21 protein-coding genes are annotated in these 21,130 nt (G+C 62.4%); 9 read left to right on the top strand and 12 right to left on the bottom strand.

Annotated elements, in window-relative coordinates; translation table 11 throughout:
* Positions 1 to 18 precede the first annotated feature (18 nt).
* Genes BOO71_RS03450 through BOO71_RS03440 form a run of 3 tightly spaced genes read right to left on the bottom strand, consistent with a single transcriptional unit; the run spans position 19 to position 1,433 of the window.
* Positions 19 to 264 (bottom strand): DUF433 domain-containing protein, encoded by a 246-nt coding sequence (locus BOO71_RS03450; protein ID WP_075830583.1) that lies wholly within the window; start codon positions 262 to 264, stop codon positions 19 to 21.
* A 9-nt stretch (positions 265 to 273) separates the two neighbouring features.
* Positions 274 to 936, bottom strand: coding sequence for a hydrogenase nickel incorporation protein HypB (gene hypB, locus BOO71_RS03445; RefSeq protein WP_075830582.1), 663 nt, complete (start codon positions 934 to 936; stop codon positions 274 to 276).
* Positions 933 to 1,433, bottom strand: a complete 501-nt coding sequence (locus BOO71_RS03440) for a hydrogenase maturation nickel metallochaperone HypA/HybF (RefSeq protein WP_083652923.1) — start codon at positions 1,431 to 1,433, stop codon at positions 933 to 935. Before BOO71_RS03440 ends, hypB begins: the two co-directional genes overlap by 4 nt.
* A 25-nt stretch (positions 1,434 to 1,458) precedes the next feature.
* Between BOO71_RS03440 and BOO71_RS03435 the strand changes: the two genes are divergently transcribed.
* On the top strand, positions 1,459 to 1,683 hold the full coding sequence (locus tag BOO71_RS03435; RefSeq protein WP_075830581.1) for a DUF433 domain-containing protein: 225 nt from the start codon (positions 1,459 to 1,461) through the stop codon (positions 1,681 to 1,683).
* A 509-nt stretch (positions 1,684 to 2,192) separates the two neighbouring features.
* Here BOO71_RS03435 and ureC read toward each other — a convergent pair.
* Positions 2,193 to 3,899: an urease subunit alpha gene (gene ureC / locus BOO71_RS03430; protein ID WP_075830580.1), complete on the bottom strand. Its 1,707-nt coding sequence runs from the start codon at positions 3,897 to 3,899 to the stop codon at positions 2,193 to 2,195.
* A gap of 139 nt (positions 3,900 to 4,038) precedes the next feature.
* Entirely contained in the window at positions 4,039 to 4,719 is a 681-nt protein-coding gene (locus BOO71_RS03425) for an urease subunit gamma (protein ID WP_075830579.1), read from the bottom strand.
* Positions 4,720 to 4,990: 271 nt separating this feature from the next.
* Here BOO71_RS03425 and urtA point away from each other — a divergent pair, with 271 nt between their 5' ends.
* The 7 genes from urtA (at position 4,991) to allB (ending at position 13,105) form a co-directional block, all read left to right on the top strand.
* A complete protein-coding gene (gene urtA / locus BOO71_RS03420; protein WP_075830578.1) occupies positions 4,991 to 6,184 on the top strand; it encodes an urea ABC transporter substrate-binding protein in 1,194 nt (397 codons plus the stop codon).
* 359 nt (positions 6,185 to 6,543) lie between these two features.
* Positions 6,544 to 7,449, top strand: coding sequence for an urea ABC transporter permease subunit UrtB (urtB, locus tag BOO71_RS03415; RefSeq protein WP_075830577.1), 906 nt, complete (start codon positions 6,544 to 6,546; stop codon positions 7,447 to 7,449).
* The gene (gene urtC, locus BOO71_RS03410; protein ID WP_075830576.1) at positions 7,446 to 8,519 is read left to right on the top strand and encodes an urea ABC transporter permease subunit UrtC; all 1,074 of its coding nucleotides are present in this window, start codon (positions 7,446 to 7,448) and stop codon (positions 8,517 to 8,519) included. The genes urtB and urtC overlap by 4 nt, the downstream gene beginning before the upstream one ends.
* Positions 8,506 to 9,285, top strand: a complete 780-nt coding sequence (gene urtD / locus BOO71_RS03405) for an urea ABC transporter ATP-binding protein UrtD (protein ID WP_075830575.1) — start codon at positions 8,506 to 8,508, stop codon at positions 9,283 to 9,285. The genes urtC and urtD overlap by 14 nt, the downstream gene beginning before the upstream one ends.
* Positions 9,272 to 9,976, top strand: coding sequence for an urea ABC transporter ATP-binding subunit UrtE (gene urtE, locus BOO71_RS03400; protein WP_075830574.1), 705 nt, complete (start codon positions 9,272 to 9,274; stop codon positions 9,974 to 9,976). Before urtD ends, urtE begins: the two co-directional genes overlap by 14 nt.
* Before the next feature lie 279 nt (positions 9,977 to 10,255).
* The gene (locus BOO71_RS03395; protein WP_303046709.1) at positions 10,256 to 11,662 is read left to right on the top strand and encodes an NCS1 family nucleobase:cation symporter-1; all 1,407 of its coding nucleotides are present in this window, start codon (positions 10,256 to 10,258) and stop codon (positions 11,660 to 11,662) included.
* A 90-nt stretch (positions 11,663 to 11,752) separates the two neighbouring features.
* Positions 11,753 to 13,105, top strand: a complete 1,353-nt coding sequence (gene allB / locus BOO71_RS03390) for an allantoinase AllB (protein WP_075830573.1) — start codon at positions 11,753 to 11,755, stop codon at positions 13,103 to 13,105.
* A gap of 260 nt (positions 13,106 to 13,365) precedes the next feature.
* Here the strand turns inward: allB and BOO71_RS03385 are convergent, their stop codons facing one another.
* From BOO71_RS03385 to soxR, 5 genes are all read right to left on the bottom strand, one after another.
* Positions 13,366 to 14,628 carry a vWA domain-containing protein gene (locus BOO71_RS03385; RefSeq protein ID WP_075830572.1) on the bottom strand — a complete coding sequence of 421 codons (1,263 nt, stop codon included), beginning with the start codon at positions 14,626 to 14,628 and terminating at the stop codon, positions 13,366 to 13,368.
* 184 nt (positions 14,629 to 14,812) lie between these two features.
* A complete protein-coding gene (locus BOO71_RS03380; protein WP_075830571.1) occupies positions 14,813 to 15,475 on the bottom strand; it encodes a MerR family transcriptional regulator in 663 nt (220 codons plus the stop codon).
* A 300-nt stretch (positions 15,476 to 15,775) separates the two neighbouring features.
* Positions 15,776 to 17,215, bottom strand: a complete 1,440-nt coding sequence (locus BOO71_RS03375) for a replication initiator protein A (RefSeq protein WP_254843003.1) — start codon at positions 17,213 to 17,215, stop codon at positions 15,776 to 15,778.
* Between the two features lie 935 nt (positions 17,216 to 18,150).
* Positions 18,151 to 18,978: an SDR family NAD(P)-dependent oxidoreductase gene (locus tag BOO71_RS03370; RefSeq protein WP_075830570.1), complete on the bottom strand. Its 828-nt coding sequence runs from the start codon at positions 18,976 to 18,978 to the stop codon at positions 18,151 to 18,153.
* A gap of 142 nt (positions 18,979 to 19,120) precedes the next feature.
* Positions 19,121 to 19,648, bottom strand: coding sequence for a redox-sensitive transcriptional activator SoxR (gene soxR / locus BOO71_RS03365; protein WP_254843002.1), 528 nt, complete (start codon positions 19,646 to 19,648; stop codon positions 19,121 to 19,123).
* Between the two features lie 123 nt (positions 19,649 to 19,771).
* Between soxR and BOO71_RS03360 the strand changes: the two genes are divergently transcribed.
* Positions 19,772 to 20,440, top strand: coding sequence for a VOC family protein (locus tag BOO71_RS03360; RefSeq protein ID WP_217694838.1), 669 nt, complete (start codon positions 19,772 to 19,774; stop codon positions 20,438 to 20,440).
* Here the strand turns inward: BOO71_RS03360 and BOO71_RS03355 are convergent.
* Together BOO71_RS03355 and BOO71_RS28215 are read right to left on the bottom strand one after the other, a co-directional pair.
* Complete coding sequence (locus tag BOO71_RS03355) at positions 20,382 to 20,687, bottom strand: creatininase family protein (protein ID WP_254843004.1); 306 nt, start codon at positions 20,685 to 20,687, stop codon at positions 20,382 to 20,384. The two genes, BOO71_RS03360 and BOO71_RS03355, sit on opposite strands and share 59 nt — an antisense overlap.
* A gap of 127 nt (positions 20,688 to 20,814) precedes the next feature.
* On the bottom strand, positions 20,815 to 21,130 hold a 316-nt coding region (locus BOO71_RS28215; RefSeq protein ID WP_217694837.1), incomplete at its 5' end, for a hypothetical protein.

The following is a 21,130-nucleotide window of genomic DNA, read 5'->3' as shown; positions in this document are numbered from 1 at the left end:
TAGCCTTCTGGCTCCATATTAAGCTGACTTTACCAATGTAAAGCGGTGGGCAGCCAGTTTGGAGGCGTACTGCAAGCAAGCCAGCACATCTTCGCGGCTTAGCGTTGGATAGCCGTCCAGCACATCTTCCACGCTGTCACCTGCCGCCAAAAACTCTAGAACGGTTTGCGCTGTGATGCGTGTGCCGCGAATGGTGGGGCGGCCATTACAGACATCAGGCACCATCACAATTCGCTCGTTTGGTTGTTCGCCTTGCTCGGTCATGGCTTTAGTTTACCTGCCGCGTACAAAGTCGTACCACGCTTCCATCCCACTGCCCTTTTTGCTGCTCAATTCAATTACCTTGACATTGGGCCGCGCCCGGTCAATGTTCTCGCGGCACAAGGCAAGGTCAAATTCCACCGCCGCAGCAATATCCATTTTGGTGATGACCACCACGTCGGCAGTGTTGAACATCGTGGGGTATTTCAGCGGTTTGTCCTCGCCCTCGGTGGTGGAAATCAGCACGGCGCGGGCCGCCTCGCCCAGATCGTAGCTGCTGGGGCAGACCAGATTGCCCACATTTTCCAGAAACAGCACGTCCAGCGCCGAAAGCTCAAAGCGCGGCAGCACGTTCTGAACCATGCTGGCGTCCAGATGACAGATGGTGCCGGTGACAATCTGCTCGGCCTGTACACCCCACTGACGCAGGCGGGCGGCGTCGTTCTCGGTGGCCAGGTCACCTACCGCCACCGCCATGCCCAGTTGCCCCTGCAAATCCCGCAGGGTGCGCTCCAGCAGCGCCGTTTTGCCCGCGCCGGGACTGGACACCAGATTGATGGCCCGCACGCCCGCCGCCTCAAAGGCCCGGCGGTTCTCGGCGGCGGTGTGGTCATTGGCCTTGAGGATGTTCTGGCGGACGGTGACGATGCGGGCAGCGGGTTCTTTCAGGGTCATGGGTTCTCCTCTTCTAAATCGTCTTCAGAGCTATCAAAACGAAACTCTCTTTCCTGGGCTATTTCTCTGGATTCTGCCATCACCGCTTCCCGTGCCGCAAATTCCTCCTCGGTAAATTTGGGCATATGTCTGAACAGCTCGGAAGCAGGCACAAACGGCGCTAATTCCAGCTCATCCAATTCCAGCTCATCCCCCGCCAGCAGCGTCGGCGTGGGCGCGTCACAAAGTGGGCAACGCAGCCCCCGCGTCAGCTCCAAGGTGACTGGCCCGTGCTGCGGACACTGACCCACGCCTGCCACGCGCACGATGCTCAGGCGAGCGCCTTCCAGCGGCGTGCCTTGGGCGCTGGCGGGAAACGCGGCTTGCAGGGCTTCCGGCACCACGCTGGACCACTGGCCGATGCGGACGGTCAGGGCAGTGACGCGCCCACCACCGTTTTCGCGCACCACTTCGCGGGCAACTTCTATGAGGGACAGGGCAATGGAGGCTTCGTGCATCTGGTTCCTTGGGGATGCTAGGGCCATGAGCGAGCGCATCGTGCTGGACCCCGACATCTGTAATGGCCGTCCGGTGATCGCCGGAACCCGCGTGACGGTGCAGACGGTGCTGGAATTTCTGGCGGCGGGCGACAGTCCCGAGGATATTCTGGCCGAGTATCCCTACTTGACCCGTGAAGACATTCTGACCTGCCTGGGCTATTCACTGCGCCTCCTGCGGCACGAGCCGTTCTACCAGCGTATTGCGTGACATGGCCCGCCTTTCTGATAGACGAGAACCTGTCACCGCATCAGGACTTACGCGATACCACTCGGCAGACCGATAAACACGATCTTTTCTCCCTCCCTCTTTATGGGGGAGGGTTGGGGAGGGGGTCAGACGAAGCGGCGTCCCAGGGCCAATTTTCGGCCAACATAGCCCCAATCTTTTCCGCATTTCGCGTAAGTTCCACGCATATCAAACATGCCCTGACTCCATACGATGCGGTGCATACCCGTGATCTGGGCGAGAGCCTGAGCGATTCGCAACTCCTGAGCAATACGCCGCCGAACACCACCTGGTCATCCTGACCTAAGACGCCGATTTCGTGGATCGGATGCTGCTGCCGCGCCACTGGCCGTCATTCGCCTGCACTGCGGCAACTCACGGGCGGTACCGATGCGGCTCTTTCTGGAAAAACACCTTTCGGACGCGCTGAAATTGATCGGATCGTATCGCCTGATTCACCTCTACCCGGAACATATTGAGGCGTCCTGACCTCAAAACAGGAAATACTTCTGCCCCAACGGCACTTCATCCAACGGTTCACACGTCACCACCTGACCGTCCACCCGCACTTCATACGTTTCGGGATTCACGTCTATCTGCGGCGCGGCGTCATTCAGGATCATGTCTTTTTTACCGATCTCACGGGTGTTTTTGACGGCGGCGTAACGGCGGCCCACCTCTGGCAAATTCCCTTCTTGCAAGCTAATTCCAGACACGAAATGCAAGCAAGTTGCGTCCATACCGCCCCCGAATGCGGCGAACATCGGGCGCGGATAGACCGGCTGCGGCGTGGGAATACTGGCGTTAGCGTCGCCCATCTGCGCGGCCACCACCAGACCGCCCTTGAGAATCATGGCGGTTTTCGCGCCAAAAAAAGCCGGTTTCCACAGCACCAGATCGGCCAGCTTGCCCACTTCCACGCTGCCCACCTCGTGGCTGATGCCGTGGGCAACCGCCGGATTGATGGTGTATTTGGCGACATAACGGCGGGCGCGGAAGTTGTCTGCCCGCGTGTCCGGCGCGAGTGCGCCGCGTTGAACCTTCATCTTGTGGGCGGTTTGCCAGGTGCGCGTAATGACCTCGCCCACCCGCCCCATCGCCTGTGAATCGCTGCTCATCATGGAAAACACGCCCATGTCGTGCAGCACGTCCTCGGCGGCAATCGTTTCGGGCCGAATGCGGCTTTCGGCAAAACTGACGTCCTCAGGGATGCGCGGCGAGAGGTGATGACAGACCATCAGCATGTCCAGGTGTTCGTGGATGGTGTTGACGGTGAACGGCATGGTGGGATTGGTGCTGCTGGGCAACACATTGGGCAGCCCCGCCACGCGGATGATGTCCGGCGCGTGACCGCCGCCCGCGCCCTCGGTGTGGTAGGTGTGGATGGTGCGGCCCGCGAAGGCGCGAATGCTGTCTTCCACAAAGCCGGACTCGTTGAGGGTGTCGGTGTGAATCGCCACCTGCACATCAAAATCGTCGGCCACGCTGAGGGCGGCGTCAATGGCGGCGGGCGTGGTTCCCCAGTCCTCGTGCAGCTTGAGGCCCAGCGCTCCGGCGCGAATTTGCTCCGAGAGCGGCGCTTTGGTACTGGCGTTGCCCTTGCCCAGCAAGCCAAAGTTCAGCGGCAGTCCGGCCAGAGATTCCAGCATTCGGTGAATGTGCCACTCGCCGGGCGTGCAGGTGGTGGCCGACGTTCCAGCGGTGGGACCCGTGCCGCCGCCCAGCATGGTGGTGACGCCGGATTCCAGCGCCGTCCAGCACTGCTGCGGGGCGATGAAGTGAATGTGGCTGTCCACGCCGCCAGCCGTCAGGATGTGGCCCTCTCCGGCGACGATCTCGGTGCTGGCCCCGATGGTCAGGCCCGCCGTGACGCCGTCTTGCGTTCCCGGATTGCCCGCTTTACCAATAGCCGTGATACGCCCGTTTTTAACGCCCACATCGGCCTTGATGACGCCCCAGTGATCCAGAATGATGGCGTTGGTGATGACCAGATCGGCAACGTTGGCATCCTCGCGGGTGGCGGTGCTGCTCTGGCCCAGGCCGTCGCGGATGACCTTGCCGCCGCCGAATTTGACCTCCTCGCCGTAGGTGGTCAGGTCACGCTCAATTTCTATGAGCAGTTCGGTGTCGCCCAGGCGGATTCTGTCGCCGGTGGTGGGGCCGTAGAGATCGGCGTATTGCTTGCGGGTTATGTGCATGGGGCCTCCAATTTAAAGAGGCGGCTGCGCCGCAACCCCTCCCCCCCTGCGGGGGGGGACCTCCCCTCAAGGGGAGACAAGTTAACTCTCGGCTCCCCTTGAGGGGAGCTGGCGGCGAAGCCGACTGAGGGGTTTCCTTTCATTCCATCCCCCCAAACCCTGCTGCCCTCGCCCGTTCCAGCGCCGAATCCTTCTGACTCTCCAATTCGCCACTCACCAATGCGTTCATGCCATACACCGTCCGCATTCCGCCAAGTGGCACCACGTCCACCTCGCGCTCCTCTCCCGGTTCAAAACGCACGGCGGTTCCGGCGGGGATGTTCAGGCGCTGACCATACGCGCTATAGCGGTCAAATGACAGGGCGGCGTTGACTTCAAAAAAGTGGAAGTGGCTGCCCACCTGAATGGGCCGGTCAGCAGTGTTGGCGACGGTCAGGGCGGTCACGGGTTTTCCGGCGTTCAACTCAATGTCGCCGTCTTCCAGCATGTATTCGCCCGCCACCCGCGCAGAGGCTCCGCCGCGAATCGGGTCATGAATGGTGACCAACTTGGTGCCGTCGGGAAAGGTGCCTTCCACCTGAATGTCGTGGATCAGCTCTGGCACGCCGTCCATCACGTCACCCGCGCCCAGGATGGTTGCGCCCCAGCCCATCAACTCCTGCACGCTGCGCCCGTCGCGGATGCCTTCCAGCACCTCGGCGGTGATGAGGGCGACGGCTTCGGGATGGTTGAGTTTCAGGCCGCGTGCTTTGCGCCGCCTCGCCACCTCGGCAGCCGTGAAGATCAGCAATTTGTCGCGTTCGCGTTCGGTCAGTTGCACGGTGGGGCCTCCTACTGCGGATCTGAAAAGGGACGGGGCGCTGCTGCTTTTTCCTGGCCCCCAGCTTAGTGCGGAGCTGGCGCGGGGAGTGCGTTTTGAACGCACCTTTCTAAACAAGTGACTTGGCGAGCGGTCCATTGTCGCCTAGTCTTCGCCTGTCTCTGCGAGATGTTACAGAAATTTGATACAAAATGCTGATTTAGCAGTTCACCGCTCAAACCTATTCCGACTTTCCTGCGTTTTGTCTCGCGCGGGTCCCCAGGGGGAACACATGACGAACAACCTCAAAGCACGCAAGGCACATCTCACCGTTCTGCTGGCGCTCGGCGCTTTCGGCACTCCAGCGCTGGCGCAGGGCACCGTCAAGGTGGGTGTGTTGCACTCGCTGACCGGCACCATGTCCATCTCGGAGATCACCGTGGCAAACGCCGCGCAACTGGCCGTGGACGAGATCAACGCGGCGGGCGGCGTGATGGGCAAGAAGATTGAAGTGGTCAAGGAAGACGGCGCGTCCGACTGGCCCACCTTTGCCACCAAGGCCGAGAAATTGCTGACGCAGGACAAGGTGGCCACCGTGTTTGGCGGTTGGACCAGCGCCAGCCGCAAGGCCATGCTGCCGGTCTTTGAAAAGAACAAGGGTCTGCTGTTCTACCCGGTGCAGTTTGAGGGCAACGAATGCAGCCCCAACATCATCTACACCGGAGCGCAGCCTAACCAGCAGGCGCTCCCGGCGCTGGAATGGGCCATGGAGCAGGGCTATAAGAACATCTTCCTGCTGGGCAGCGATTACGTGTACCCGCGCACAGCCAACCTGATTCTGAAAAAGCACATCACCGACATGAAGGGCAAGCTGGCCGGAGAGGAATACGTTCCGCTGGGCGGCACCGAGTTTTCCAGCATCATCAACAAGATCAAGGCCGCCAGGCCGGACGTGATTATCAACACGCTGAACGGTGACAGCAACGTGTCGTTCTTCAAACAGTACCAGGCGGCGGGCTACAGCGCCAAAACGCTGCCCGTCATCAGCTTTTCCATCGCCGAGCAGGAAGCCCAGAGCATCGGCCCGGCGCTGCTGACCGGCCAGTACGCCACCTGGAACTACTTCCAGAGCCTGCCCAACGCCGCCAACAGGAAATTCGTGGCCGCGTACCAGAAGAAGTACGGCAAGAACGCCGCCATCACGGACCCGATGGCACACGCTTACATGGACGTGTACCTGTGGAAAGCCGCCGTGGAAAAAGCCAAGAGCTTTGACCCCACCGCCGTTCGCAAGGCCATCGTGGGCATCAGCATGGACAGCCCGCTGGGCAAGATCACGGTGGACCCCAACGGCAGCCTGACGCAGGCCGTGTACACCGGTATTTCCGGCGCGGGCGGCCAGTTCAAGGTGGTCAGCCAGAGCAAGGGCGTGGTGGCCCCGCAGCCCTACGACAAGCTGGCGTTTCCGGGGAAGAGCTGCCCTTAAACGTCTTATACGGATTCCGTTTGTTTCGTGTAGAAATCGGGACAGCGCCGATCCCTCCACTCCACGCCCGGAACCCGTTTTTCTCCTGCTCGCTATCGTCGCGAACAGACGCCCATGAGGACGCTGCTCCTCCCGCTCGGATTACAGGTGTTTTCAACACCCTCTAATCGGAGTCCGTATTAGAGCGTGTTTATAAAGGTTTTTAGGCTTTTCTTGTCGCCCAGAAACATGGGTTTTTTGCTCCTCCCCCCTGCGGGGGAGGCTGGGAGGGGGGAACGCAAACGCCTTCCAGACGCCATCAACCGAACATGAGCCATCTTTATAAACACGCTTTTAGACCCCTCCGAAGGAGGCCCCCTATGGACCCCGTTTTCTTTTCCGGCCAACTCTTCACCGGCTTATCTGTCGCCAGCCTGCTGCTGCTCACCGCGCTGGGGCTGGCGCTGAGCTTTGGGCTGATGCGCGTGATTAACATGGCGCACGGCGAGTTTTTGATGATCGGCGGGTATCTGACGTTTATCGCGGCGAAGATTGCCGGGCCAACATTTCTGTGGCTGGCGTTTCCGCTGGCCTTTATTGGCACGGCGTTGCTGGGGGCGCTGCTGGAATTCACGGTCATTCGGCGGCTGTACGGACGCCCGCTGGATACGCTGCTGGCCACCTGGGGCATCAGCCTGATCTTGCAGCAGGGAGCGCGGCAGATTTTCGGGTCCACCGGGGTTCCCGTGACGGCCCCCGCGTGGCTCAACGGCGCAGTGGTCATTCATGGTGGCGTGCTGGACGGCCTGACTTTTCCGTATGTGCGCCTGTTCGTGATCGTCCTGGCCGCGCTGGTGCTAGGCGGGATGTGGTGGCTCCTCAACCGCTCTCCGTTTGGGATGCACGTCCGCGCCGTCAACCAGAACCGCGAGGTGGCCTCGTCGCTGGGCGTCAACACGCGGCGGCTGGACATGCTCGTTTTTGCGCTGGGCGCGGGCATTGCCGGAATCGCGGGTGTGGGGCTGGCCCTGCTCTCTCCCGTCAATCCCACCGTGGGCGCGGCGTACATCGTCAATGCCTTCCTCGTGGTGGTTGTGGGTGGCGTGGGCAGCGTGCTGGGGGCAGGGGCCGCCGCGTTGCTGCTGGGCTTTACCACCGCACTGGCCGAGGGCCTGACCAGTTCCAGCCTGGCGCAGTCCATCATGCTGATTCTGGTGGTTGTTTTCCTTCAGTGGAAGCCGAAAGGGCTGTTCCCAACGCAGTCCAGGGCTTTGGAGGAATCGTGAACCGCGCCACCCGGACGGCCCTCATCGTCGTCGCTGCCGTGGCCCTGATCTTCGCCCCGATGTACCTGGGCGCGTACTCGCTGACGTTGCTGGGGCGCGTGCTGGCGCTGAGCATTGCCGCCATCGGCATCTGCGTGGTGTGGGGCCGCACCGGGATTCTCAGTCTGGGGCAGGGGCTGTTCTTCGGGCTGGGCGGTTACGCGCTCGCCATGCACCTCAAATTGATGTCCACCCCCAAAGGCGACTTGCCCGATTTCATGATGTACAACGGCGTGGAGAGCCTGCCGTGGTTCTGGAAACCCTTTGCCAGCGCCCCCTTTGCCCTGGCGATGGTGCTGATTCTTCCGGCAGCGGCGGCGGGCCTGATCGCGTGGCTGATGTTCCGGCGGCGGATTACCGGCGTGTATGTGTCCATCATCACGCAGGCGCTGGTTCTCGCGTTTGTGACGTGGCTCAACGGTTCGCAGGGCCTGACCTCCGGCACCAACGGCATCACCGATTTTCAGACCTTTTTAGGCATCAACCTGCGCGGCGAGAACATTGGGCGCGGCCTGTACTGGGTCACGCTGCTGATTCTGGGGCTGTGCATGGCAGGAACGGCACTGATTCTCAACACCCATTTCGGCTCGCTGCTCACCGCCATCAAGGACAACGAGAACCGCGTGCGCTTTCTGGGGTACAACCCCGCCGCGTACAAGATCGCCGCCTTTGCGCTGGGCGGGCTGCTGTCGGGGGTGAGCGGGGCGCTGTATACCCTGCACCTCGGCACCATCTCCCCGGCGATGATCGGCGTGACCTTCAGCATTGAACTGGTGGTGTGGGTGGCGCTGGGCGGGCGGGCCAGCCTGGTCGGCGCGGTGGGCGGTCTGGTGCTGGGCAATCTGGCGAAGGACAAGATTTCCAGCGCCGCGCCCGACGCGTGGCTGTACGTCATGGGCGCACTGTTCGTTCTGGTGGTCCTGGTGCTGCCGCAGGGGGTGGCCGGATTGCTCGGTCGCCGCCAAACGAAGAACGTGACAACGCCTGTGCGCCGCACTGCCGGGGAGGTGGCCGTAGATGCAGCCGACTGATTTGCTGTTAGAGGTTCAGGACATCACCGTCTCGTTTGACGGCTTCAAGGCCATCCAGAACCTGAGCCTGAAGGTGGAAAAGGGCAGCCTGCGGGTATTGATCGGCCCCAACGGCGCGGGCAAATCCACCTTGCTGGACACCATTATCGGCAAGGTGCGGCCCGCCAGCGGCGACGTGCGGTATCTGGGGCAGTCCATCACCCGGCTGCCCGAGTACCGGGTAGCGAACCTGGGCATCTGCCGCAAGTTTCAGGCTCCCGGCGTGCTGGACGGCCTGAGTGTGCGCGAGAACCTGCTGGTGGCGTGCAAGCGCAGCAAGGGCGTCTTTGCCAGCTTCAAACGCGGCGCGTCCGCCTCGGAGGCGGGGCGGGTGGAAGAACTGCTTTCCCTGACGGGCCTGCACGAGAAAGCGGAAATGCTGGCCTCGCTGCTGGCGCACGGCGAGAAACAGTGGCTGGAAATCGGGATGGTGGTGGCCTCTGATCCACATTTGCTGCTGCTGGACGAACCCACCGCAGGAATGACCGCGCAGGAAACCGCCAAGACCGCCGAGCTGATTCGCTCTCTGGTGGGCCGCCACACCGTGCTGGTCATTGACCACGACATGGCCTTCGTGGAGCTGCTGGACGCCCCGATTACCGTGCTGCACCAGGGGCAGGTCTTCCGCGAGGGCGACTTGCAAACGCTGCGCTCGGACGCCGATGTGATGGAAATTTATCTGGGACGGCCCAGGGAGGAGGGAGGCAAGCCACATGCTCAAGCTTGAAAACGTCAGCGCCGCTTACGGCCAAAGTCAGGTGTTGTGGGACGTGAATCTGGAGATCAAAGACGCCGAGGCCGTGACGTTGATCGGGCGCAACGGCGTGGGCAAAACCACGTTGCTGCGGACCATCACGGGTCTGCATCCGGTCAGCAGCGGCGGCGTGCGCCTGAACGGCGAGCAGGTGGAGAAAGAACCGGCCTTTACCCGCGCCCGCGCCGGACTGGCGTATGTGCCGCAGGGACGCGGGCTGTTCTCGCACCTGACCGTTCACGAAAACCTGCTGATGGGCCTGCCCGCGCTGTCGGGCCGCGAAACCGCCACGCGCGAGATTCCGGCGCTGATCTATGACCTGTTTCCCATCCTGCACGACATGGCTGGGCGCAAGGCCGGGAACCTGTCCGGCGGGCAGCAACAGCAGGTGGCGATTGGCCGCGCCCTGGTCACTCAGCCGCGTTACCTGCTGCTGGACGAACCCACCGAGGGCATCCAGCCCAGCATCGTGCAGGACATTGAGCGGGCGCTGATCCGCGTGCGGCAGGAGCTGCGGGTGGCCGTGCTGCTGGTGGAGCAGTATCTGGATTTTGCCTGGGCCTTCGCGGACCGCTATTACGTGATGCAAAAGGGGCGCGTGGTGGAAACGGGCCTGACGGCGGAGACGCCGACGAGCGAGGTTCAGCGGTATCTGGGGGTTTAGCGGCGATTCAGAGAAAGCAGATTCCAAAAAACACCAGGTTCTACAAACACCATGTTCAAAGACAATCGGGCCAGCCTCCATCCTGCCCGTCCCAATAAATTTGCCCCACATCGGCCCATCGGCCCCACGCTCTGAGTTGCCTCTCGCAGGAGACCACCCATGACCACCATTCCCCAGATGGCCCCGCCCCACGCCCCCACGCTGCCCACCGACTACAGTGACCGCCTGTACAACGAGGATCTCGCCCCGCTGCGGCCCCAGACCTGGACCTAGTACAACATCTTCGCGTTCTGGATGAGCGACGTGCATTCGGTGGGCGGCTACGTTTTTGCGGGCAGTTTGTTTGCCCTAGGCCTCAACAGTTGGCAGGTGTTCGTGTCGCTGCTGGCGGGCGTGTTCATCCTGTATTTCATGTGCAACCTGATCGCCAAGCCCAGCCAGCAGGCCGGGGTGCCGTACCCGGTGGCCTGCCGGATGGTCTTCGGGGTGTTTGGGGCCAATGTTCCGGCCATCATTCGCGGGCTGATCGCGGTGGCGTGGTACGGCGTGCAAACGTATCTGGCATCGTCGGCGCTGGTGCTGCTGATCCTGCGCTTCTTTCCCGGCGCTCAGCCGCTGGCTGAAACGTCGTTCCTGGGCCTGTCCACGCTGGGCTGGATCGGCTTTCTGATCATGTGGACGCTTCAGGCATTCGTGTTCTGGTTTGGGATGGAAGCCATCAAGAAGTTCATTGATTTCGCTGGCCCCGCCGTCTACGTGGTGATGTTCCTGCTGATGATCTACATCGTCGTGCGGGCGGGCGGCAAGATCAGCTTTAACCTCAGCGAGGTCAAGTACACCGGGGCCGCCGCCCTGTTCCCCATGTTCACGGCCATCGCGCTGGTGGTGTCTTATTTCAGCGGCCCGATGCTCAACTTTGGCGACTTCTCGCGCTACGGCAAGTCGTACAGCGAGGTTCGCAAGGGCAATTTCTGGGGCCTGCCAGTCAACATTCTGGCCTTCAGCGTCGTCACGGTGATTACCACCTCTGGCACGCTGCCGGTGTTCGGCAAGCTGATTACCGATCCGATTGAAACAGTCTCCCTGATTGACAACAGCTTCGCCGCCGTACTGGGCGCGTTTACCTTTATCACGGCCACCATCGGCATCAACATCGTCGCCAATTTCGTCTCCCCGGCCTTTGATTTTTCCAACATCAATCCCAAGCGCATTAGCTGGCGCACCGGGGGCTTTATCGCCGCCATTGCCGCCATTTTCATCACGCCCTGGAACCTGTTCAACAACCCGCAAGTGATTCACTACACGCTGGACGTGCTGGCCACCTTTATTGGGCCACTCTTCGGCATTCTGCTGGTGGACTTTTACCTGGTCAAGAAGCAGCAGATCGACGTGGACAGCCTGTACGTGGCCGACTCGCGCAGCCGCTACTGGTTTACCAACGGCTGGAATTATCCGGCGATGGTGGCGCTGGTTCCCGCCGTGGTGGTGGGCCTGTTCATCGCCTTCATTCCCGGTCTGCACGCGCTGGCCAACTTCGCGTGGTTCACGGGCGCGGGCCTGGGCGCGGTGGCCTACTGGTTCACCTCCGCGCCGGAGCGGGCCGAGTACGCCGCCGGGCGCATCAAGGCCCCGCTGAACCTGACCCCCGACTCGCTGATAGACGCGGGTGGCCGGGTTCAGAGCTGAGAAATCCCTGACCCCACCCCAGCGGCGCTGACGGCCTTCAAGCCCAGCGCCGCTGTTCTTGCGCCCTATACGGGAGAGATACTTTTAACCATGAATGACCTGTGTTTAACCCACGCCCGCATCGTCACGCCGCAGGGCATCGTCAGCGGCTGCCTGAGCGTGCTGGACGGCAAGATTTCCCATATTGGCGGGAAGCAACCGGCCCGGCAGGAAGTGGATGCGGGCGGCAAACTCCTGCTGCCTGGTCTGGTGGATTTGCACGTTCACTTCAATGAGCCGGGCCGCACCGACTGGGAAGGCTGGGCGCACGGCTCGGCGGCAGCGGCGGCGGGCGGCGTGACCACCGTGGTGGAAATGCCCCTGAATGCCGTCCCCGCCACCATCAACGCCCAGGCTCTGGCCCTGAAGGTGGCGGCGGCTGGGGCGTCCTCGTGCGTGGATTTTGGGCTATGGGGCGGACTGGTGTGCGACAACCGCGCCGAACTGCCGGAATTGCTGGATGGCGGTGTGCTGGGCCTCAAAGCCTTCATGTACGAAACCGGCGATCCCTCCTTTCCTGCTGCCCACGACGGGATTCTCTACAGCGGAATGGCGCAACTGGCCGTCCGCGATCTGCCCCTGCTGGTTCACGCCGAGAACAGCCAGATCATCCACACGTTGATGGCCGACTTTCAGGCCGCCGGGCGCAGTGACCGCCAGGCGTGGCTGGACGCCCACCCGCCGATCAGCGAGGTGGAGGCCGTGGCGCGGGTGCTGCTGCTGGCCCGCGCGACGGGCTGCCGCCTGCACATCGTTCATGTCAGCTTGCCGCAGGCCGCCCAACTGATTGTTGATGCTCAAAATGCTGGACAGAACGTGACCTTTGAGGTCTGCGCCCACCACCTGACGCTGACCGAAACCGACTTTCTGGAACTGGGCGCGGTGGCCAAGTGCGGCCCGCCCCTGCGGAGTGCGGCGGACGTGGACGGGCTGTGGGAACTGCTGCTAACGGGCAGGATCAACAGCCTGGCCAGTGACCATTCCCCCTGTCCCAGCGCCATGAAACCGGATGGCAGTATCTGGGACGCTTGGGGCGGCATCAACGGCGTGCAACTGACCCTACCCCTGCTGATGACGGAGGCGCAGCAGCGCGGCCTGAGCGCCGAGGCAGCGGCCCAGCTCGTCGCCAGATACGCCAGCCACAACCCCGCCCACATTGCTGGACTGCCTGGTAAGGGGGCCATCGGGGTGGGTCTGGACGCCGATCTGGTGCTGTTTGACCCGGAAGCGGTCTGGACGCTGCGAGCCGCCGATCTCAAATCCCTTCACCCGTGGTCACCATTTTTAGGCCGCGAGTTCACCGGGAAAGTGGAGCGGGTCTGGTTGCGCGGGCAGACCCTGTATGGGGGTGGGGCTGTGGCAGGCGGGATGCGGGGGGCGTGGGTGCGCCCGGCGGGAGTTTGACGGTCAATCCACGGCGTTGTTCAGGAGCACTACCAACCCAGCCCGTCTGGGCCTGCATGAAGCGGGCGCGGCGCAACAGTCGCCTCAGCCGCTGGTGGGTCTTTCTCCAGCCCAGGCTGCCAGCAAAGCGTTCCTGATACCTCTCTGCGACGTGCGCACTCACGGTGATGTCCTGCATCCTGTGACCTCCTTCTTTACGGGTCGGTTCCAGATGTGGCCGGATGGTTTCCATCCGGCCACATCTGTGTTTCCACGAACGTTCAGCGTTTGCTGCGGCTGACGTTGTAGCTCTGGCTGGCCGCCCGTTTGCGGGCGATGTTACGGTCCAGTTCCACACCCTGTTCCAGCTCAGCAAGTTGGTCCAGTTCCTGCGTGTAGCGGGGCGACGGAGCATCCATGGCCACCGCTTCAAAATGCCTCTGGCGGTTTTGCAGCAGCATCCGTGCGCCCTGGACATCGCCCGCGTCCAGACGACCCACCGCGTCACGCTTGACCCGGGCGTTGCGCTGGAGTTCCAGCGCCTCGCGCACCTCGGCATGCTCGGGCAGTTGGGCGTACTCCTGTTCACCCATCACTGGTAGGTTCAACTGTGCCCGCATCGTGCGGCGCACGCCGTCCCGGCCCGTCCAGGCCAGCCGCACGCGGGTCACGCCCAGGTCTGTCTGCAAGGACTGCGCGGGGACCTGTAGGGTCAGCACCACCTCGGTGGGACGCTCCGCGATCAGGTTGGGCAACTGGAGGCGGCCCAGCGGGTTGCGCTGCAGATCGTTCAGAACTTCCTGACGCAGGCTGCCCAGCGCTGGATTCGGCTCGATGCCCAGGGAGACGGTGTGCCCGGTGGTGCGCGCCAACCCACCAAATTCAGCATCAAAGAAGCGCGGCAGGTCATCGGCATCCTCGATGTGTTCGAAGTTGCCGTCTCCGGCCACGGCCATGCCGCGCAGCAGGTCCTCGTCATAGCCCCCGCCCAGTCCCATCGTGCTGGTGCTGACTCCCCGACTGGTCAGGCCCTTGACGTCTGGTACGATCTGGTGAACGTGGATCTTGCCCGAGTTGGCGTGTCCATCGCTGAGCAACAGCACCCGGTTCAGGGCCTGCGGATCCAGGTGCTGCGCCACCTGACCTGCCCCGTCGAGCCAGCCGGCATGGAGGGCGGTGCTACCGCCCTCGGTAATTCCCTCGATCAGTCGGCACAGCGCGTCCTTGTCGTGGACCGGCTGCGAGGGAATCAGCACCTCCACCTCGTCGTCGAAGGTGACCACGCTGATGCGGTCCTGGGCCTCGAGCTTGTGGATGCCGATCTGCGCGGCCTTGCGGGCCATCGCCAGCGGGCGGCCACTCATGCTGCCGCTGCGGTCGATGACCAGGGCCAGGTTCAGGGGCGGGCGCGGGCCAGTCTGCTGCGGGATCAGTGCGGGCGTGATGCGGGCCAGAACGGTCAGTTCGATGGCCTGGCCTGCAGGCAGGCCAGCTTTGAGAGGGAGGAGTTCGATCTGGGGAAGTTGGGGGGTCAGGTCAGTCATGGGGGTCTCCAGGGCATGAGAGGGGCGTCCACCACTTCACGTAAGTGGTGGTGATTCAGGGTGTGCCAGACAGGCTTTCGTCCGTGAGATAATGATACACCGTCAGTTCGAGTTGTCAACAATCTAGATAGGTGATATCTCCACCCGAGGCAGTCTCCCTCTTGCCGGCGTCAATGGCTGTCGTTCATTTCTGGGATCGACTCACGTCACGCAGTGTCTCGCCGATCTCCTGAAGCAACTCCTGCTGTGCATGTTCAGATCTGGGCCACTGGAACTCACGGCCGATCAGCAGTTCCAGTCCGGGGCGGACCACCGCGCGGGTGATCTGGCTGACGGTCTGCTGGGCAGGCGCTGGCAGGCTTTTCCGTTCCCGCAGCATCGACAGGTTGCGCTCAACCGGCATTGCAAAGTGCGGGACCAGTACAGAAAGACTCATGCCACCAACAGGCCGGGCCAACTGCTGAATAAATCTCATGGCCTCGTTCTCTGCCGGAACCAGCGCCGCTTCCCCACCCTCCAGGGCGCCCTCTGCTGCCAGACGCTCCAATGCCGCCTCGTCTTTGCCGCCCAGAGCGGCGTCTAGGGCCTTGCCCCCCAGACCGTCGGCCATCAGTCGCCGCAAGGCCAGCAGCGCCATCAGATGCACACGGGCGTACCGGGCGTCACGTCCCTCGCGGCGGGGCGCGGGCAGCAGGCCCTGGGTGGTGTAGTGACGCACCAGCCGGGGGTTGACCTCGTCCTTGGGCCGGGCGGCCCGGTCGGCGGGGAGCAGGCGGGCCAGCCAGCGGTTGGCCTCGCGCACCAGGTCCTCAATTCCGCCTGACCAGTCTGCTGGCACGTCGATCATTCCGGCAGCCTAGCAGAGTCACTGACAACCTGGAGTGTCACTCCAGAGGAGGTGCTGTGGTTGTTCTGTGCCCGTTGATCCGCTGTGCCCCGAGACACACGGCCCTTTCAGCGCAGCACTTTCAAGATGCTCTTCCGCAGCATGGACCGCGTTGGCAGCAACTGCGTTGACACGCGTCAGATGACGCTTGCTCTACTGCTCAGCACCAGTTCTGAAAGTGGCCGTGAAATTGTCAAATAACCGTGAGCCGAGAGATGAAATCGAGCGGGAGAACCGCGCAACCAGAGTAGGCCCAGGAGTTCAGGTGTCGTCGTATGCAGCGCGCAGGGCTTCAGCGAACTCGGGGAGCCTCAGCTCACTCGCCGCACGCGTCACGCCGTTGTGAAGTTCGAGGGCGTCCAGCTCGCCAGCCTGTAGGGCGCGTAGCAGGCCGCGCACATGGCCTTCCCGCAGTTCCTTCCCCACGAACCGCTTGACGTTCGCAACGGCCCGGGCAGCCTGTTCGGAAGGTGGCAGCGCGCGGAAGGCCGCGTCCATCTGCTGGCTGAGGGTTCGGCTGTCTTCCTCACTGGGTTCCGGCCTGGGCTTGACCCGGGGCCGCGCCACTTCCAGCGCCGGACTCAGAGCGGGCGCGGCGTACTTGCCTTCCTGGTCCTTGATGATGTCCACGAGCAGGGCCGTCGGGTTGCGGGCCTTGTAGCCCCCGGCGATCATGGCTGCAAAGATCTCCAGGCGCACAGTCACGTGGTTCTCGCCGTACTCCGCAACGAGCTTGCGGGCCACCGGGTGAACCACACCGCGCCGGCGCAATTCTTCGGTCACGGGAGAATCCGGCACCACTTCAATCATGGGTTCCGGGGCAGGGGTGGTGGTAGGCAGGTCACCAAATTCATACACGATCATGGTGGTCGCGCGGCTTCCCTCATAGGTCACACTTCTGAGATACCCGCGCTCCAGGAGTTCGGTATGGGCCCCCTCCAGGTTGCGTTTGACCCGGGCAGGGACTGTTTCCAACAGTTTGCACTCCCTCGCCCATTGCAACAGCGGCAGGCGGAGCATGTCGGCCGGCTCCTGCGGGGTTGCGGGATCGTAACGGTGTGCGTCGAGCATGCGGTAGAGCGAGCGGGTCAGGGAGCGTTTGAGACTCATGACGAACGTCATGTCCAGCGGTTTGAGATAGCGCTCGCGGATGCTCTGGACCACCGGGCGGGCCAGACGTATTTTGAGCGTGGTGCCCACGCCGAAGCCAGTACTGCCCTCTGTATCAGAATCAATCTGTTCGATGATGTTGAATTTGACGGTGGTCCAGCGTTTCCGTTTGTTGTCGCGCCAGGACTCGCTGGCGGTGTAGGTCGCACCTTTGAGGCGGTCGAGCGCTTCTTGCAAGGACTGGTAGTACTGACCCGAATCCGGAAAGCCAGCCTTTTGCAGGAGCTGGTACGCGGTGGTGTGAACCTCGCCGCTCTCCGGCGCACCCTGTTCGAGGTACAAGACGTTGAGCAGGGTGGCAAAGTCACCGTCGAGGCCGTGGGGAACACCGCCGTATTCACTGGGCGAGATGCAGGTGAGCTTCGCGTCACGTCCGTCAATGTTGTACTCGATGTCCCAGCGGGTGTAGTCCTCTGGAATCCGTTCCTGCACGCAGATCAGGCCCAGACGAGCGGAATTGGCCTCGTCGAAGCGATCAATCTCACTGAAAAGCTGCGGTGCGACGGTAGATTTGCGGCGCACTTTGGTCACAGGGTGGCCTCCACGCGCCACTATAGCGGGTGGGGCACGCTTGTTTGTTGATCTTTTTGTTTTTAAAGAAGTAAAAAGAATGATGATCAACAACAACAAGCGGCTTGGAGTGTTTGCGCGCCAGACGACGTTTTCGAACTGGACATGCCGAGTAAATCGGGCAAAAGCTGTGGATAAGTCTGCCGAACATGCCGAGTAAATCGGGTAACATGCCGTGTAAATCGGGTCACCCACCCCAGGATTCTGCCGAGTAAATCGGGTTATGCCTGTGGATAAGTTTACCAAACATGCCGAGTAAATCGGGCAGCATGCCAAGTAAATCGGTAGATACCTGCTGATGAAGATGCCGAGTAAATCGGTGTCACGAGGAGAAACATGCCGAGTAAATCGGGCTTTGTACAGCGTACAGGCCCGATTTACTCGGCATCTCTTCGAAAGGTGATAAACGCTCTGCTGGTGGCGAAAAAGCAGAATCGGAGAATAAACTCCTCAGACAACATGCCGAGTAAATCGGTAGCGCAAGATCAATCCATACTGGGCTCAGTGCGGAGCGATTTGATAGGCACAGAGAAGCGGTTAGGGCGACTGCTGACGTTTGATGCCTGACCCAGGACGATGTCGCATTGGCTGAACGGCAGTTTGATCAACAAGAGGCGCGCAGTCCGGTACAACACCGTCACGTACGGCCCGGCGGATGATGGATGGGCCGCTGTGCTGATTGTGGCCTGCTCAAATCTCGGCCTATGCTGGCTCTGCACAAGGATATCGGCGCACAGGGTTGTTCTCACAGGTGGCTGAGCCACGGGGGTGTCACCCTCAGGACTCAATTTAGCTGCTGCCCGGCGACACACGGTCTGGAAGACCGTCGCCTCCCACGTCTTGGCCACCAACCCCTTGCCACCGTTGCAACAGAGTGGTTGACCTCGGACGCCAATTTATTGGTTGTAATTGAAGGTGGAGGTGCAGCCGCCGTCCACCGTCACGATAGACCCGGTCATGAAGGAACTTGCCCCGGAGGCCAGGAACACCACCACACGGGCCACCTCGTCCACATGGGCCTGGCGGCCCAACGGTTGACGGGCGGCATTGCTCTCCCTCCGTTCCAGCGCCGCTGCCGCTTGTCCGGGTGCCAGCCGGCCCCGCTGGCCACCCATGTCGGTATCCACGTAGCCCGGACACACGGCGTTCACGCGGACGCCGCTGGGGCCGTAGTCCACCGCGAGTTGCCGGGTGAGATTGACCACGCCGCCCTTGGAGGCGCAGTACGCGGGTGCCTGAGGCGCGCCGATCAGGCCGTAGGTGGAGGCGACGTTGACCATGGTGCCCCGGCGGTTCATCAGATGGGGCAGGGCGTATTTGGCACACAGAAAGGGACCACGGAGATTGACCGCCATCACGCGGTCCCAGTCCTCGACGTCCAGTTCATGCAGGCGCTGTGCACCTCCTGAAATGCCGGCATTGTTGATCAGCACGTCCAACTGCCCGAAGGTGCCGATGGTCTGCTCCAGCAGGGTGCGGACCTGCTCAGGGTCTGAGACGTCACAGGCGATGAAGTGGGCGGTTCCCCCTCCATCACGGATGGTGCGGGCCGTGTCTTCGCCCGCTCCTGGATCCACGTCGGCAACGATCACCTGAGCGCCCGCTGCTGCCAGCGCGCGGGCCGTGGCCCTGCCAATGCCACCAGAGGCTCCGGTGACCAGGGCCACACGGCCATCAAAATGTTCCAGTGCTGTGGTGTGGCCGCTTTCAGGATTAAGGGTCATGGAGTATGACTGTAGCGCTCCACTTTGCTGGAGGGCGCGGAGGGGACTGGGGTGAGCTGAGACCTGGGACCAGACCCTGCGCTGAGGAATCCGATTCGAGTTGCCTTCCAGCAGGGACCGGTGAAGCCGAGGTCTGGGACGGCTATGCCCCCTCCACTCTCAGCACCGAATGGCCACTCCCGCCCAGTTCAACCCGTCCGCATCCCCACCAGGGTATTGCTCCCCGGATGCCGCTCCCCATACCCGTCACCCGGATTGAACAGCGCGCAACGCTCCAGCGAGAGGCAACCGCAACGGATGCAGCCCCCAGATCGTTGCGCAGCCGGGTCAGCGTCGCCATCCGGTCATCGAGTTCGCCGCGCCAGTTCTCCGAGAGGCGTTCCCAGTCCGCCGCTGTCGGCGTGCGTCCAGCCGGCAGGTCAGCCAGCGCGGCGCGAATCTCGGCCAGGGGAACGCCCACCTGTGCGGAGGCGCGGACAAAGGCCAGCCGCCGCACCGTGTCGCGTGGGTGGCAGCGCTGGTTGCCTGTGGTGGGGGTACTGACAATCAGGCCCTCGCGCTCGTAAAAATGCAGTGTGGAAATGTTCAGACCGCTGCGTTCGGCCAGTTGGGCCGGCGTCCAGTCGGGCGCGGGTGGGGACAGGGGGCACCTCCAGGGGCTTGACCTCAACTTTACTTGAGGTTTTAAGCTGAATGCTGACGAAATCGAAAAGTATCTCCACCGTCACCTTTGGGCCGGTTGATCCCCCTGCCCCAGCAGATGACCGCCGCACGCTCGCCCCCAGAGGACACCATGAATATTGACCGTGTAACCCTGTTCGCCCCTGATCTGAGTGTCCAGCACGCCTTTTACGCGGGAACGCTCGGTCTGAATGTCATGGCGAGAACACCCGGCAGTGTGACGTTCCAGGCGGGACGAACGCTCCTGACCTTTCGCCAGCACGATGATGCTGGGAACGTCTCTCATTTTGCCTTCGACATTCCGCGCAATCAGGTGGACGGGGCCGAGGCGTGGCTGCGCCGGCGTGTGGCGCTGCTGGAGGATGCGGCGGGTCCCCGCCGCTTTCCGCTCAGCGCGGGCTGGAACAGCGAGAGCCTGTATTTCGAGGACGCGGCCGGAAACATCCTTGAATTCATCGCGCGCCATGACCTGCCCACCGACGTCGAAGGCCCCTTTGGCCCGGCCAGCGTGTTGCACATCAGCGAACTGGGTGTCGTGGTCCCAGATGTGCCGGCGACGGTCCTGAAGTTGCAGCGGCGCTTCGGACTTTCACCGTTCAATAGGCAGAGTCAGACCTTTTCACCTGTGGGCAACCAGGAGGGCCTGTTGATCGTCGTACAGAAGGGGCGAGGCTGGTTTCCAGTCGAGTGGCCTGCGGTCGCCGCGCCCTTCGAGCTGACCTTCACCCAGGGTGAGCAACTTCAGTGCTTGCGGGACCATGATCTTCTGGAACTGGCATAAGTGGGCTGCCCCGCCCGCTTGTATGCCGCAGACTTGACCTTCCAGGACGCGTTGCTGTCGGTGGCCTGCACCTTGGCCCAGACCCCGGCGCGTTCCACCAGTTGTGAAACTTGACCTGCGTGCCGGGGTGATCGGCCATCCATTCGGCGGCAAAACCCTGCGCCGGGGTATTGCCGCCGTGCCCGTTTATGATCAGGATGCGCCGGAAGCCCTGCTCGTGCAGGCCGTCCACCACATCGCGCACCATCACGAGGTAAGTCTGCACTCGCAAACCCCGATTGCCCGGATCGACCTAGAAGTACGGCGTGATGCCGTAGGGCCGGACGGGAAAGACGGGCACGCCGGAATCGCCCAGCGCTCAGTACCCGACAGTTTTAGAGGGGGCTTGAAATCCTTCGTCCAGTACGCGAGAACAGAGCGCGTCTCCCAATGCCCTGAAATCGCTGAGTCTCTGCTTCGTTTCCCACTTCCCCCAATACCGCAAAAATCAGGTGGAACTGCTCGCTCTGCTCGTCCTGGCGCTGATTGGGGCCAAAGACGTTCGCCACGCGGCACTGGCCGAACGTTGCCCCGGCAACGCTCAAACGGCTTCCGTCATCCGCCAGATTGAGCGGTTCTTTCACCAGCATCCGCTGTGTCCTCTGGATGTCGCCCGTCTGGTGCTGGCCCTGCTGCCTGATGGAAAACAGC

Origin of the sequence: Deinococcus marmoris (genome assembly GCF_001949125.1) — a bacterium.
GTDB lineage: Bacteria > Deinococcota > Deinococci > Deinococcales > Deinococcaceae > Deinococcus > Deinococcus marmoris_A.
The sequence above is the reverse complement of the archived record's forward strand: the minus strand, read 5'-3'. Positions and strand labels throughout refer to the sequence as shown.